This window comes from Parabacteroides goldsteinii DSM 19448 = WAL 12034 (genome assembly GCF_000969835.1).
Classification (GTDB): Bacteria; Bacteroidota; Bacteroidia; order Bacteroidales; family Tannerellaceae; genus Parabacteroides; species Parabacteroides goldsteinii.
In genome coordinates this window covers 3218988-3234040 of sequence record NZ_KQ033912.1, presented here as the reverse complement: position 1 = coordinate 3234040, position 15053 = coordinate 3218988, and the positions used below count along the sequence as shown (strand labels likewise).

The 15053-nt window shown below is 42.0% G+C and carries 10 protein-coding genes; 9 read left to right on the top strand and 1 reads right to left on the bottom strand.

Annotated features, from left to right (window positions below):
- Nucleotides 1-101: 101 nt before the first annotated feature.
- From HMPREF1535_RS11830 to HMPREF1535_RS25080, 9 genes are all read left to right on the top strand, one after another.
- The gene (locus tag HMPREF1535_RS11830; RefSeq protein WP_235438338.1) at nt 102-3506 is read left to right on the top strand and encodes a TonB-dependent receptor; all 3405 of its coding nucleotides are present in this window, start codon (nt 102-104) and stop codon (nt 3504-3506) included.
- 5 nt (nt 3507-3511) lie between these two features.
- Nucleotides 3512-5131 (top strand): RagB/SusD family nutrient uptake outer membrane protein, encoded by a 1620-nt coding sequence (locus HMPREF1535_RS11825; protein WP_046146223.1) that lies wholly within the window; start codon nt 3512-3514, stop codon nt 5129-5131.
- 101 nt (nt 5132-5232) lie between these two features.
- A complete protein-coding gene (locus HMPREF1535_RS11820; protein WP_052716695.1) occupies nt 5233-6738 on the top strand; it encodes a sulfatase-like hydrolase/transferase in 1506 nt (501 codons plus the stop codon).
- Nucleotides 6739-6844: 106 nt separating this feature from the next.
- Complete coding sequence (locus HMPREF1535_RS11815) at nt 6845-8395, top strand: sulfatase family protein (RefSeq protein ID WP_009859782.1); 1551 nt, start codon at nt 6845-6847, stop codon at nt 8393-8395.
- 132 nt (nt 8396-8527) lie between these two features.
- Complete coding sequence (locus HMPREF1535_RS11810) at nt 8528-9187, top strand: LysE family translocator (protein WP_009859783.1); 660 nt, start codon at nt 8528-8530, stop codon at nt 9185-9187.
- Nucleotide 9188: 1 nt separating this feature from the next.
- On the top strand, nt 9189-9830 hold the full coding sequence (locus tag HMPREF1535_RS11805; RefSeq protein ID WP_046146222.1) for a carbohydrate-binding family 9-like protein: 642 nt from the start codon (nt 9189-9191) through the stop codon (nt 9828-9830).
- Nucleotides 9831-9891: 61 nt separating this feature from the next.
- Nucleotides 9892-10653 carry a LytR/AlgR family response regulator transcription factor gene (locus tag HMPREF1535_RS11800; protein WP_046146221.1) on the top strand — a complete coding sequence of 254 codons (762 nt, stop codon included), beginning with the start codon at nt 9892-9894 and terminating at the stop codon, nt 10651-10653.
- A gap of 115 nt (nt 10654-10768) precedes the next feature.
- On the top strand, nt 10769-12196 hold the full coding sequence (locus HMPREF1535_RS11795) for a TlpA family protein disulfide reductase (RefSeq protein ID WP_046146220.1): 1428 nt from the start codon (nt 10769-10771) through the stop codon (nt 12194-12196).
- Between the two features lie 313 nt (nt 12197-12509).
- Complete coding sequence (locus tag HMPREF1535_RS25080; RefSeq protein WP_208856838.1) at nt 12510-13334, top strand: sensor histidine kinase; 825 nt, start codon at nt 12510-12512, stop codon at nt 13332-13334.
- On the opposite strand, the gene HMPREF1535_RS11785 is transcribed toward HMPREF1535_RS25080, so the two are convergent.
- Nucleotides 13306-14949, bottom strand: a complete 1644-nt coding sequence (locus HMPREF1535_RS11785; RefSeq protein WP_046146219.1) for a peroxiredoxin family protein — start codon at nt 14947-14949, stop codon at nt 13306-13308. The two genes, HMPREF1535_RS25080 and HMPREF1535_RS11785, sit on opposite strands and share 29 nt — an antisense overlap.
- Between the last annotated feature and the right edge of the window lie 104 nt (nt 14950-15053).

Sequence of the window (15053 nt, the reverse complement as noted above, 5' to 3'; positions counted from 1 at the left end):
GGAGAAAATTGCGACACCTTTTCCGGACCCCCGAAATCAATAATCCATTAAAAAACATAGAGATCTTAAATTTAGTAATCATTGATTTAATGTACAAAAGTATGAAATTAAACTACCATAAGAGCACACACTCGCTCTTAAAATTACGTAAATTATTAATATTTACATTATTAAGTTTATTCACGATAAACATAGCCTGGGGACAAAGCCAGCGAATATCAATAGCAGCCAAAAATAAAACATTGTTAAGCGTATTCGAAGAAATTGAAAAACAAACGGGCCTCAGTATCGCTTATAATCAGACGAAATTAAATATCAATAAAGTTATCAATCAGGATTTTAATGATAAAATCCTGTCCTCTGTTATAACAGAGTTGCTCAAAGACAGCGGATTCTCCTATCGTCTTGAAGGAAAACATATCATAATTGTTCCGGAAAAGAAACAACAACAAAAACAACAAGAAAACAAAAAAGTCAATGGTATCATAACAGATGCTACCGGACAACCCGTTATCGGGGCGAATGTTGTTGAACAAGGAACAACAAATGGTACAATCACAGACCTGGACGGTAAATTTTCTCTGGAGGTTCCTAAAGGCAGTACTTTGCAGATTTCTTATATCGGATACTTGTCCAAGGATATTCCCGTAGATGAAAAAACAAACTATGCCATACAATTAATCGAAGACTCACAAGCTCTTGACGAAGTCGTTGTCGTAGGATATGGTACAGCAAAAAAAGTAAATGTTATCGGTTCTATTGCCTCAGTCGATTCCAAACAATTGGAAAACAGAGCGACTTCATCAGTAGTATCAGCCCTGACCGGTCAGATGCCGGGAGTTACGATCACGCAACCAGGAGGACGCCCAGGAGAAAATACAGGAACAATTCGTGTACGCGGTGTAGGTTCATTCAGTAGTGATAATAACGCAGACAAAGCAAATGCACTGATATTGATCGACGGGATACCAGGCAATATGACAGATATCAATCCTAATGATATCGAGAGCATCTCCATATTAAAAGATGCATCCACTGCTGCCATCTATGGGTCCCGTGCTGCCAATGGGGTTGTTTTGGTTACAACCAAAATGGGTAAAGAGTCCAAAGTATCCGTGTCCTACAACGGTTATGTAGGATTCAACCGGGCTACAGCATTGCCTAAATATGTAGACAGTTGGGATTATGCACGTCTATTGAATCAGGCAGATGGTATTACACGTTTCACGGATGAAGAAATTCAGGCGATGCGCACAGGCAGTCAGCCGGATGTATGGGCCAACGAGAAGTTCGTCGATGATATTTTTTCAGGTAACGGACTACAGACCGGACACGATTTGTCTTTAAACGGTGGTAACGACCGGAGTCAATATTTTGCCTCTTTCGGTTATCTTAATCAGAACGGAATTGTGCCGGGTAACAATTACTCACGCTATACGGCACGTGTCAACCTGACTTCCAATTTATCAGATAAATTGAAACTGACAATCCGTTTGAGAGGTGACAATGCTAAAACGAAAGAACCGGGAACCGCCGGTGCTATTGACGGCGATTATGGAATGATGTCACTGATCAGCCAGGGGCTACGCTTCCCCGGATTCCGTCCTTCAGTATTAAGTGACGGTACATGGGGACCGGGCGTAAAAAATTTCGGAACCCCCAAAGCCTGGTTAGCATCCGAATCGTTCCAGGAAAAACCGACTTTACGTATCAATTCAAATGTGCGTCTCGATTACAAACCGATCGAAGGACTTACCCTCTCTGCTATCGGTGCCTATAATTTCACAAATGCACAAGATAAAAAATTCCGTGCCTCCCTGCCGGTTACCATTAACGGCGCTACAAAAGTATTAGGTCCTTCTTACTTAAAAGAAAAGAATACCAATACAAATTATAAATCATTCCAGGCAACAGTCGATTACTCAAAGACATTTAACAATGTACATAATATAGGTATTTTGGCCGGTTATTCATGGGAAGAAGAATCTGCACGCGACCTGGAAGGCCGTCGAGACAATCTCCCAAGTAATGAATATCCCTATCTGACAGTCGGTTCACCCGATAACCAGACAAATGCAGGCGGAGGTTACGACTGGGTCATCCAATCATTCTTCGGACGTGCACAGTACAATTATGCAGAACGCTATCTGGGTGAAGTAACCATGCGTTACGACGGTTCATCACGTTTCCCATCCAGTTCACGTTATGCTTTTTTCCCCTCCGCCGCTATCGGTTGGAGAATTTCTGAAGAGAGCTTCTTTAAAGAGAACGACAAATTAAGCTTTATCAACAATTTGAAACTGAAAGCATCTGCCGGTATCTTAGGTAATAATAACATCGGTAATTATGCTTACCAGTCAGTCTATGAATTAGGTAACGATTTTAACTACCCGTTAGGAGGAACCATTCAACAGGGAGCAGCCCTGAAAACGTATACAGATCCGCGACTGAAATGGGAAACAACCCGTACTATAGACGGAGGCTTCGAGTCCGTACTTTGGAACGGTTTACTGACAGCCAATATCTCTTACTTCTATAGATATACGTATGACATCCTGTTTAAACCCAACGCCAGTGCCTCTTCCGCTTTTGGATTACAAATGAGCGAAGTAAATACCGGAGAAGCGTCTAACCGCGGCTGGGAATTTGAAGTTGGGCACAGAAATACCATCGGTGAATTCAGTTACAGCATCAACGGAAACTTTTCCATCATCAAAAATAAAGTAGAAACACTCGGATTGGGGAATGTGGAACAAGCAAACGGAATGGTAGGTAACGGTTCTAATCTTTTCATCGGTTACCCGATCGATATGTACTACGGATATAAAACAGACGGTGTATTTTTGAATCAACAGGATATCGATGACTACTTTGCCCATACTGACCAGTCAGCAATGGGAGCCAATAAAGCCAACACCAAACCGGGAGATATCAGATACCAAGATATTTCAGGACCGGATGGCGTACCCGACGGAAAAGTAGACGCCACTTACGACCGTGTTTACCTGGGATCAAAAATTCCGAAATACACATTCGGCCTTTCTCTGAACGCAGCCTACAAAGGTTTCGACCTGAATATTTTCCTACAGGGAGTAGCAGGTGTCAACGGACTGCTAAACGGTTTTTCAGGCTGGGCTTTATGGAGCGAAGGGAATATCCAAAAGTGGCAAATGAAAGAAGCATTCGATCCGGAAAACCCGACGCGTTATCCGAAATATCCACGTATAGCAAATCTGGGAAATGCTACCGGAGTTAATACGCAACAGTCTGATTTTTGGATACGTAACGCCTCTTACCTGCGTGTAAAAAATATTCAGTTAGGATATACTTTACCAAAGTCTATTCTAAAGAATACCTTTATCCAGAATGTCCGCTTCTATGCAGCAACGGAAAACCCGTTCACATTCCACAGTTATCCGGAAGGCTGGGACCCGGAAATCAATGCCGACGACCGTTTCTATCCGGTATTAACGAACTACACATTTGGTTTGAATCTTAAATTCTAAAAAGCATGAAATCAATTATAAAGAAATCAATAATGGCCTTTGTTGCTCTTGCGACTTTAGCATCCTGTGAACTGGACCGTTATCCGCTGACAAACTTCAGCGAAGATACATTCTTCGACAAAGAAGAAAATACAAAACTTGCCCTCATCGGTTTATACCGTGGCGGTATCACCTATGGAGTGGACTACGGCGCTTCCGATTGGTGGGCATACAGCGCAAAAATATTAATAGACGGAGTCAGTGACATAGGATACGACCGCCGCGGATTCAACAATAATCTGGGAAAACTGACATCCGGGCAAATAGATGAAAGCAACGGATGGGTTAATGACCTGTATCAGAAACCTTACCGGCGCATCAGTGCCTGTGCCCGGTTTATTGAAGGAATCGACAAGCTAGGATCCGATAATCCGGAAATGGAACGGATGAAAGCAGAAGCCCGTTTCATTCGCGCGGTACAGTATTTTTATCTGGCATCCTATTATTATGATGTTCCGCTGATCAAAACAGTATTAACCCTGGAAGAAGCTAATACAGTGACCAAATCCTCTCGTGCAGAAGTTCTTCAATATGCAATAGACGAATTAACCGAAATTGCAGACATTCTTCCGCATCATAAGGACCTTCCGGCATCAGAACGCGGACGTGCAACAGCACAGGCCGCACTGGTTTATCTGGCCCGTACACACCTGATTGCCAAAAATTACAAAGAAGCAGCGGCTGCATGTAAAAAGATCATCGATTGGGGAGACAATAAATTAGATCCTGATTATCAGAAGCTATTCTACCCAGGGGCGATTAACAGTTCCGAACATATTTACGCAACACAGTTTGTAGATGACCTGGCAGGACATGGGTTACCTCAGCATGCCTATCCGATAAAAGACGGAGGATGGTGTTTGGTAAATGCTTCCAGTACGTTATTCGAGGCTTATGATTTTCTAGACGGAACGCCATTCAGTTATGATGACCCACGTTTCAATAAAAATAATTTCGGAGAAAACAGGGACCCACGTCTGGACTATACAATCTACTATGACGGAGCAACCTTCAGGGGAACCATCTACAATTGTAATCCGGAAACAACTGCCGCTGATAAAATCGGTCCGGGACAGACAACCCAGACTGGTTTCCTTCTACGCAAATATTTCGACGAAAGCTGGAATGGCGATATAACCAAATACGGAAATAATGTTCCTCTTGCCCGCTATGCAGATGTACTGATGATGTATCTGGAAGCAGAGATGGAAGCAGGCACACCGATCACACAAACTCTTTTGGATCAGACGATAAATGCAGTACGAGGACGCGTAGGCATGCCTGGCATTACAGAAACCAATCCGGATAAATTACGTAAAATCATACAAAAAGAACGTATGATCGAATTTGCTTTTGAAGGACTTCGCCTCTGGGATTTATACCGCTGGGGAATTGCCGAAGAACGTCTGAATCTGGATATTTACGGATCGCCATTCTATATTTCGAATCAGGAACTAATGAAAAAGAAAGATGGACAGCCTGATCCGTATAATCGTTGGTATGTTGACAAACGTAATTTCAAAACCGGACAAGAACGTTGGCCTATTCCACTATCTGAAAAGAATATCAATCCAAATTTAAGATAGTCGGTTTAATAACACAACAGAGATACCGGTTGCTTACAATACTTTCGGTATCTCTGTTTTTATTTCTGCTTTTGATTAAACATTACCTGAACAACGATATCATGAAACATAAAATAAATAAAGTAATCTTACCTGCATCCTTATTATCTGTTATCGTTTCCGGAGGTTTTTCCCAAACACAACAACCCAATATTGTTATCATCCATACCGACGAGCACAATTTCCGTACGCTGGGATGTTACCGGGAATGCCTGCAAAATGAGCAAGCTTTCCCCTGGGGAAAAGAAGCTGTCGTTGAAACACCCCATATCGATCGTCTGGCACATCAGGGGGTATTATTTACGCGATGTTATGCAACGTCTCCGGTCAGTTCCCCCAGCCGGGCATCTTTCATGAGCGGACTTTATCCGCAGAATAACGGGGTATGGACAAACGACATGGTACTGTCTGATGCAGCCGTAACATTCGGAGAATCACTGCGACAGAACGGTTATGCTACCGGATACATCGGTAAATTACATCTCAATGGCAAAGGACGCCCCGAATGGCATCCCAGGCGGGACTTCGGTTTTTCAGACAACCGTTATATGTATAACCGCGGTCACTGGAAAAAAATAGAGGAAACAGCCGAAGGACCGACATTCAGAACGGATGCAGATGTGAAAAGCACGGACGAACAGACATTCCCTACCGACTATTTCACCACACAGGCTATTGAGTTCATCAACCGGCATAAGGAAGGACCGTTCTGCTGCATGCTCTGTTTCCCGGACCCGCATAGCGCCAATCTGGTAAGGCCACCATATGACACCATGTATAGCCGGATCAGATTTAAAGAACCGGCAACAGCACTAACGGATACGACAGGACGCCCCGCCTGGTCACACGGAAATAACCTGAAAGCAGACCAACCCGAGGATATGGCTCAATATTTCGGAATGATTAAATGTATCGACGATAATGTAGGGCGCATCCTGGATGCGTTGAAAGGTGCCGGTATCCTGGACAATACAATCATTATCTTCACCTCCGACCACGGAGACATGTGCCGCCAGCACGGACTGATCAATAAAGGCGTTCCGCTTGATGATTCCTCACGGGTACCGTTTATCATCAGTTACCCGGCCGGTATGCGTCAAGGGATCAGGATAGAGAATGTCATGTCTGTAACCGATTTCACTCCTTCCCTGCTGAGCTTCTGTAATATACGACCTACTACACAGTATGATGGCCGTGATTTATCGCTTCTATGGAAAGGAGAGAAACTTCCGGAAAAATACAAAGACATAGTCTTTATGCGGGCAATTACTCCTAAAATAAAAAGCGATTGGGATGAATCGACTACAGCGATGCGAACGAAATGGATATCAGCAGTAACTCCGGAATATAAACTGACCTATTCCGAATATGCATCTGATGTTCCCTGGCTCACCGATCTGAAAAAAGATCCGGATGAACTAGTCAACTGCTATCGGGACCCAGCCTACAAGGAAATCGTTTCCCGGTTAGCTGCTGACTTGAAAGAATATGGGGAACAATACAACGACCCAAGGATTAAGCATCCTAAGATACAACAGGAAATTCTATCTGCAATCTTGAAAAAGTAGACAATATCCGTTAAAAATACAGCGTACAGCAAGGCGGATATAGAAAAAATGCAGACCTTTAGTTCCTAAACAAAAATATCATAAACTTATATATACTTTAAATATTATGAAATCAAACGTATTGATCGGTCTCGGACTGGGAGCTTTCTTATTCTCCCCCTCCACCTCTCATGCCCAAAAGGCGAAAGAGGCAAAGACCCCGAATGTCATTTTTATCTATGCCGACGACCTCGGTTATGGTGACCTGGAATGCTATGGAGCAACCCGCGTACAAACGCCAAATGTAAACAAACTGGCAGACAGTGGTATCCGCTTTACCAACACACATGCAACAGCAGCCACCAGTACCCCATCCCGTTATTCCCTGCTTACCGGAGAATATGCCTGGCGCAGACCCGGTACGGACATCGCTGCCGGTAATGCCGGAATGATTATCCGCCCGGAACGCTATACCATTGCCGATATGTTCAAAAATGCAGGCTATACAACAGCTGCCCTGGGTAAATGGCATCTGGGACTGGGTGACAAGACTGCCGAACAGGACTGGAACGCTCCTCTGCCTGCCGCATTAGGTGATTTAGGATTCGACTATTCCTATATCATGGCAGCGACAGCCGACCGTGTTCCCTGTGTATTCATCGAAAACGGAAAAGTGGCCAACTACGACCCGTCCGCTCCTATCGAAGTAAGTTATCAGAAACCTTTCGAAGGCGAACCTTTAGGAAAAGATCATCCGGAACTTCTATATAACCTGAAACACAGCCACGGTCATGATATGGCTATCGTAAACGGTATCGGACGTATCGGTTATATGAAAGGCGGCGGCAAGGCTTTATGGAAAGATGAAAACCTGGCAGATTCCATCACAACACATGCCCTCGATTTCATCAAAGCAAACAAGGATAAACCCTTCTTCATGTATTTCGCGACAAACGACGTACATGTTCCCCGCTTCCCGCACGACCGCTTCAGAGGCAAGAACCCGATGGGATTGAGAGGTGACGCTATCGTGCAGTTTGACTGGAGTGTCGGACAAATCCTCGACGAACTCGACAGGCTGGGACTGAGAGAAAACACCTTGATCATCCTTTCCAGCGACAACGGTCCTGTTGTGGATGACGGTTATGCAGATCAGGCAGAAGAACTGCTGGGCGATCATAAGCCGGGCGGTCCGTTACGCGGCGGTAAATACAGTGCATTTGAAGCCGGAACCCGTATCCCTGCTATTGCAAGCTGGCCGAAAGAAATAAAAAAAGGCCAAGTATCGGACGCATTAATGTCGCAGGTTGACTGGTTCGCTTCACTGGCAGCACTGACAGGTTCCGTTCTTCCCAAGGGAGCAGCCCCCGACAGTTACAATTATCTGGGTACCTTGTTAGGAACAGACAATGCCGACCGTCCCTGGGTGATCGAACAGGCATCCGACCATACGTTATCTGTCCGCACAAAAGACTGGAAATATATTGAAACCAGCAACGGACCGAAAATAGTTCCCTGGGGACCGAAGATCGAGACCGGTTATTCCAAAACTCCTCAACTGTACGATATGACACAGGTAGGCGAACAGGAAAACCTCGCTGAAAAACGTCCGGAAGTCGTTTATCAGTTACAGGAAATTCTGAAAGGTGTACGTAACAATACAGTCAAACCTAAATAATCAGATTTTATCTGTTTAGACTATAAATCAATGGTCCGAAGCGAAAGTTCCGGGCCATTTTTATGTTTTTACCTTTTTTTATCAGGGAATAGGCATTATCTTTGTGGCAATTTGGCAGAAAATAAAAGGATAATGCTGGGACTTATTAGTAAAGGAATTGTGATAGGCGTACTTGTATCAGCCCCTATGGGCCCGATAGGTATGTTGTGTATACAAAGAACATTGAACAAAGGACGTTGGCACGGTTTCGTTACCGGCCTGGGAGCAGCCTTATCGGATGTCATCTATGCGGCACTGACCTGCCTGGGAATGGGAGTTGTCGTCAACTTCGTGGAAGCCAACCAGGCACCGCTCCAACTAATGGGCAGTATCGTTCTCGGTCTTTTCGGTTACTACATATATCAATCCAATCCTGTAAAAAACTTAAAAAAGCAACGTGAAAAAAAGTTATCGTTCACACAGGATTTTATTACAGCTTTTCTTCTTACCTTTAGCAACGTATTAATCGTGCTGCTATATATAGGACTGTTTGCGCGTTTTGGATTTGTGTTGCCGGATCATTCCGTCTGGATGTTGGTGGGAGGAATAATATGCATAGGAATAGGTGCCGTCCTTTGGTGGTTCGGCATCACATATATAGTTGCGAAATTAAAAAAGTGGTTTAATGTACGGGGAATATGGTTATTGAATCGGATTGTAGGGACAGTCATCATTATATTGGCTATTGTAGGGGTATTATCGGTACTCCTCACCTCATATTTCCATTTGCCGTTGCTCCAAATCTATAATTAACATGAAGAAGCTTAAAGTACCTTATTTAGTAACGCTGGATGTGCTGGATTTATCATCAGTCGGTTTTCTGTTGGAAAACAAAGCCCAGCGAGAGTATATCGATGTCATCAATTGGGAAGAATACCCTTATAAACCAATTGTCGCTTTCGATATTGCGCGAACGGATGAAAATCTTTATATCCGTTATTTCGTAAAAGGGAATTCATTAAAGGCTGTTCACAGCTCAGACGGTTCCCCGGTTTATACAGATAGTTGTGTCGAGTTTTTCATGAAAACGGTCGATGATCACAACTACATGAATTTCGAGTTCAATTGTATCGGAACCTGTGATGCTGCCCGCCGCCAGTCGCGTGATATCAAAAGATCGCTAAATACCGATGAATACACTTCTATCCGTCGGTATTCATCCATAGAGAACAAACCTTTTTCAGAAAAGACAGGTGTATTCTCCTGGGAGTTGGTCGTATCTATCCCCTTCAGGCTCATGGGACTCGATCCGGAAAACCTGCCGGAAAAGATTCTGGGCAATTTCTACAAATGTGCGGACGATACAGAATATCCCCACTTTGTCAGCTGGAACCCGATAGACCTCCCAACCCCTGACTTCCACCGACCGGAGTTTTTCGGAGAGATTTATTTATAAAATATCAACTATTCCCGGAGAGTATATCCCGGGAATAGTTCAATTACCTAATCCTCCTGATATGCCTTTTACCACTCTATTGATTGATGACGAACCGGCCGCACATTACGCATTGAAAGAGTTGCTCAAAAATCATGCAGATACAATTCAAATTGCGGGAGAAGCCTTTTCCGGCAAAGAAGCTATTTCGTTATGTGAGAAACTAAAACCGGAACTTCTCTTTCTGGATATCAGAATGCCGGATATGAATGGCTTCGAGGTGCTGGAACAGCTATCTTCTCAACCCTACGTTATCTTTTCCACCGCTTATGATCAATATGCTATTCAGGCTTTTAATGAAAATTCGATCGACTATCTGTTAAAGCCTATAGAAGAAAAACGTTTCGAACAATGTATTCATAAACTAAAGCGATTAAACCTGAAATCGCCAGCTATCAATTATACAGAATTAAATCAGCTGTTCACCCAACTTCAAAAAAGCCAAAAGAAAGCAAGCGCCATTCCTATTCATATTCAATCTAAAATCATATTGGTCCGCTGTTCCGATATTACATTTTGTAAATCGGCAGACGGTTACGTTTCTTTGTTTACAGACGAAGGTAAAGAGTATATATCCGACCTCAACCTGAGTCAATTGGAAGAACGTCTTCCGAGCTCGTTCCTACGTGTCCAAAAGTCATATATCGTTAATAAAGAGAAGATAGAAGAGATACATAAATATTTCAATAATCGGCTCATTCTGGTTATGAGTGATAGACCCCATACCCATATAACCACCGGAACCAGCTATATAACAGTGATCCGGGAAGAGCTCGATTTATAGTTACAGTCCGATAATACAGGTTTGCCTTTCATTTTTTCAGGTTCAAAGAATTTCACTTTCAGAACATCTTCTAACCTGCTAGATTTGCCTTACTATTAATTAAATGAATGAAACAATGAAAAGACTTTATTACATTTTATTCTGTCTTCTGTTTTTCTGCCAACTAAGAGGACAACAGGCAACTCTCATCATCATTCCGGAAAAGGAAAACAAAGGAATCAACTATCAATTTTCAGATAGCGAACATCTTCCTTTTTATACATTATTTCAAACGAAACAGGCAGAACCTAATGGGGTCTTCCATATCAGTTTACCCGTACAACAACCAGTAGTCCTCAATCTTCTGACAGAAGATCGTTTATCTTTTCGTGTCTATCTGACAAAAGACAGCCACGATACAATCCGGATCCGAAATAACCAACCCTTCTTTTCCGGGACCAATACCATTTATAATCAATGCTTGCAAGAAATACAAAAAACAGAAGAGTATTGCCACAGCATTTCCTATTCCAAGCATCATGAACTTCACGCGGTCGATTCACTGAAAGAATTTACACAGATTGTCAATAACAAACAGGCCGAATTAATAACTTTCCTTAAAGGTCAAAACGTATCTTCCGATTTTATTCATAATCAGAGTCATATTATAAATTGCATGTTTACACATTTGTTTTATAAAAAGATATTGAACCTCTACAACAATCGAAAAATAACCGACGAATGGCTTAAAGAGATAAAAAAACAACTTTCGTTTGACTTCCAAGAAGGGGCAAACCTTTGCTATTCGGAATATGAACGAATGCTATATATGAACACAACCATTAATTACTTCATTATTGAAAAACATTCCCCACAGGATATAGACAGGGACAAGATCAATACATTTCTTTTGAATGAATATAAAAAGAAGAGAACAGGGAAATACCTGGAATATGCCTGGGCCAGTTTGATCTATAATGACATTTTTCAACGTGATTTCAGTGAAGACATACCTTCCCTTTACGATCAGTTCTGTTCCGAGTTTCCACAAAGCGAATTCATCGGCATATTATCTCCTGAAATAGAGAAAATCAGACAATTTCATCATATACCGGAAACTTCCAACAATATAACCATTCTTCCCACAGATACCATACTAAAAAATCTGGAAGAAGCCGTACATCCTTTCATAGGGAAAATCGTCTATATCGATTTATGGGGAACTTGGTGCGGCCCTTGCCAGAAAATGTTTGCATATAGTAAGGCATTAAAAAATGCAACTAAAAAAATGGACATTATCTATTTATATATTTCACTGGACCGTCCGGAAAATCGGGATAAATGGAAGAAAATGGTTTATTATTACAAACTGGAGGGATACCACTTACAGGCAGGAATCACATTGGCCAAGTCTCTCTATGCATCACTGGGAAATAAAGGGATGTTAGCCATTCCACAATTTATAATCATCGGGAAAGATGGAAAAATAGCGATAGAAAAAGCTGCCGCCCCCGATAATCTGGAAAAAGTCGTTGAACAATTAAAACAAGTAAGCAATGAATAACGGACATACAATGAATTATTATATAGAAGGAGTAATATTTATAATAACAATCGCTATTATCACGTATCCCTTTCTATCTTTCATTCTCAAAAAAGTCATCTCTAACAAATGGCTTAACAGACTCAGTTTTATACTGATTTCATTAGGTGGCCAGGTGATATACCTGGAAAAATACAATGACCCTATTAGCATAAAACTAGTCATTTCACTCTTTTTCTCTTACATTCTTTTTCATCTTATTGCAGACCAACTATACCGGCTCAATAAAGAATGGAGGATAATTCTTGAAACTTTACTTACCGGAGGTTTACTCATGGGTACATTAACCATTGTAGCCTTGGCCGGAAATTATCAAATCACAAAAATCATTACAGAAAGATTTCCTGACGGAAGTTATAGCTTTATTCCCGGATATTACGATGATATGTTAGAAACCTCTGTTATCTTTTCCATTTTATTAATTGCTTCCAGGTACTTCTATACTTACCTACTGGAAAAAGCGGAAGAGAAGAAACAACGTAAGATAAAAGAAACTATCCTGGAGAAAGAGCTGATCCATGCTCAACTGGAAGCTCTTCATGCTAAAATAAATCCTCATTTCTTATACAATTCTCTCAATACGATTGCCGGACTCGCTCTCGTCGATGGAGAAAAAACCAGACAAATGGCATTGGCCCTCTCTCGTTTTTTCAGATACAGCATTAATAAGGAGCAAACAAATTTAATCTGTGTTTCAGAAGAGATCGAAATGATAAACACGTATCTGGATATAGAGAAAATACGTTTCGGGAACCAACTAGATTATAAAATAGAATGCGATACAGAATGTGAAAAAGAACTTATTCCCAGAATGTTACTTCAGCCACTTGTAGAAAACAGCATCAAGCATGGTTGGAACGTAGATTTGAATTCTATTCTTATACGGATTGCCATTAAAAAAGACAACAACCGGCTCATTATCTCAGTAAAAGATTCCGGAGCCCCTTTCAAGCCAGGCTTCATTCCCGGATATGGATTACAAAGCATCTATGATAAATTAGAACTTCTTTTCCCGAACAAGCATGATCTGTCAATCATTTCCCATCCGGAAAAAGAAGTCCGCATTATGATCAAGGTAACATCTCCGTCAAAATCTTAGTCACCTCTTCTGCCGAAGGATGGATGGCAAGGATCTTTCCATCCTTATCTACCAGATAGGTGCAGCCGCCACTGTTGCCGGCTCCGTACATTTCCCAGATATTTCCTTTATCGTTCAGTTCGACTAAGTTCAACCAGGGGTATTTGTCCTGTTCGATTGCCTTTTTCATGGCATCCGTGTTATTATTTTCACGGGCAATACCAACTACGGTGAATCCTTTGTCTTTAAATGCTTCATAAATAGGGATCATGCTGGATGACAAACGGCGGCACGGTCCGCACCAGGAAGCCCATAAGTCGATTAAAGCAACTTTCCCTTTTATCTGATCCGAAAGTTTTACCATATTCCCTTCAAGGTCCGGGGCAGAAAAGTCAATGTAAGAACCTCCAACCTTTACATTCAAACTCGCAATGATACGCTCCATATCCGTGATATAAGGATGGGAGGAGAATTTTTCTTTATACTTGTTTTCAAATATATCCTGATAGACGGAAACATCTTCCTCACCCGGACTATAGCGGGCCATCATAATAGCGCGGTCAAGCATCTGTTTCAAAATACATAAGCCGTTCAATGTCGGTTCTTTTTGCATATAATCAAGTTTCCATTGCCGAATGCCCTCAAAATATTCTTTATACTTCTTATTCAGCGCAATGCCTTCTTCCGAGAACTCTTTTCCGGCTTTGTTCAAACGGTCATATTCCGGATAAAGCGTTCTCCGTTCTTCGTCCGTTTTCGCAGCAGATATACGTTTCTTTAAATCATACATTTCTTTTGAATAATAGCGTTCCTCCTGATCCAGGGCATCCCGGTCCTTTTCCAATTGGTTCACAGGATACAATTTCTCCATTTCCTCCTGCATACGGATTTCTTCTTTATTCAAAGCGGATTCCGTTTGTAAGATACTATGCGGACGGTGTTCCATCGGGTAAAGAGTGAAATGTAAAGTCCCTTTCTCGGAGATAAAATAGGTCGGACGCCAGGCACCGTTCAAGTGCTCTTCCCAGAAAACCAGTTCGTAGGTCTCGTTTTCATCCGCAGTCAACGTATAACTGAATTTACCATCCCTGACAGGAATAGAAATAAACGGGGTAGTACGCATATCTTTCCCGGCACGTATCAATGTCAGGCGGGAGCTTTCAGGGCGGTCTATTACTTCTCCTTCCAGTACACATTCAAAAGTACCGGGTTGAGCAGGCTGCTTTTTCAAATGTATGCCTTCGATATGGAAATCACCTTTTTCCGATCCTTCGATAAAACTGATGGCTTCTTCATTCTCATCTACCGGCTCAAAGAATAACGTAGCCGGAGAATTGCCGGATTCGGGCATATAAACCTCCTTATCCAGTTCAAAATCGGACGATTTCAGTAATTTGTATTTCTTTCCCGAAGTAATACCTTCCAGATAGGCACCCGAAGAAAGGCGAACCCAATAATTCGGACGGTTGTACATTTCTGCATAGAGAATCGTTGCCGTATCTGTCAGCTCCACCCGATAAACTTCCATAATTGTTGTATTTTTATTATCAATAACCGGATAATCGATAACGCGGCTTTGCTTTGTACAAGCGACACTGAGGCAAATCATCAGAAAAAGTAATAGTTTCATTTTCATAATCAGTCAAATCAAAGGATTAATAATTTATCAAAAGTAAGTAATATGCCACAATAAACAAAAAAATAAGGATGGAAGTATACCCCCACCCTTATCTAACACAC

Excerpts from the sequence above, each read along its gene's own strand:
- HMPREF1535_RS11815 (WP_009859782.1), top strand. The coding sequence starts at position 6,845 with ATGAAATCAAACGTATTGATCGGTCTCGGACTGGGAGCTTTCTTATTC.
- HMPREF1535_RS11830 (WP_235438338.1), top strand. The coding sequence starts at position 102 with ATGAAATTAAACTACCATAAGAGCACACACTCGCTCTTAAAATTACGT.
- HMPREF1535_RS11795 (WP_046146220.1), top strand. The coding sequence starts at position 10,769 with ATGAAAAGACTTTATTACATTTTATTCTGTCTTCTGTTTTTCTGCCAA.
- HMPREF1535_RS11825 (WP_046146223.1), top strand. The coding sequence starts at position 3,512 with ATGAAATCAATTATAAAGAAATCAATAATGGCCTTTGTTGCTCTTGCG.
- HMPREF1535_RS11785 (WP_046146219.1), bottom strand. The coding sequence starts at position 14,949 with ATGAAAATGAAACTATTACTTTTTCTGATGATTTGCCTCAGTGTCGCT.
- HMPREF1535_RS11805 (WP_046146222.1), top strand. The coding sequence starts at position 9,189 with ATGAAGAAGCTTAAAGTACCTTATTTAGTAACGCTGGATGTGCTGGAT.
- HMPREF1535_RS11820 (WP_052716695.1), top strand. The coding sequence starts at position 5,233 with ATGAAACATAAAATAAATAAAGTAATCTTACCTGCATCCTTATTATCT.
- HMPREF1535_RS11810 (WP_009859783.1), top strand. The coding sequence starts at position 8,528 with ATGCTGGGACTTATTAGTAAAGGAATTGTGATAGGCGTACTTGTATCA.
- HMPREF1535_RS25080 (WP_208856838.1), top strand. The coding sequence starts at position 12,510 with ATGGGTACATTAACCATTGTAGCCTTGGCCGGAAATTATCAAATCACA.
- HMPREF1535_RS11800 (WP_046146221.1), top strand. The coding sequence starts at position 9,892 with ATGCCTTTTACCACTCTATTGATTGATGACGAACCGGCCGCACATTAC.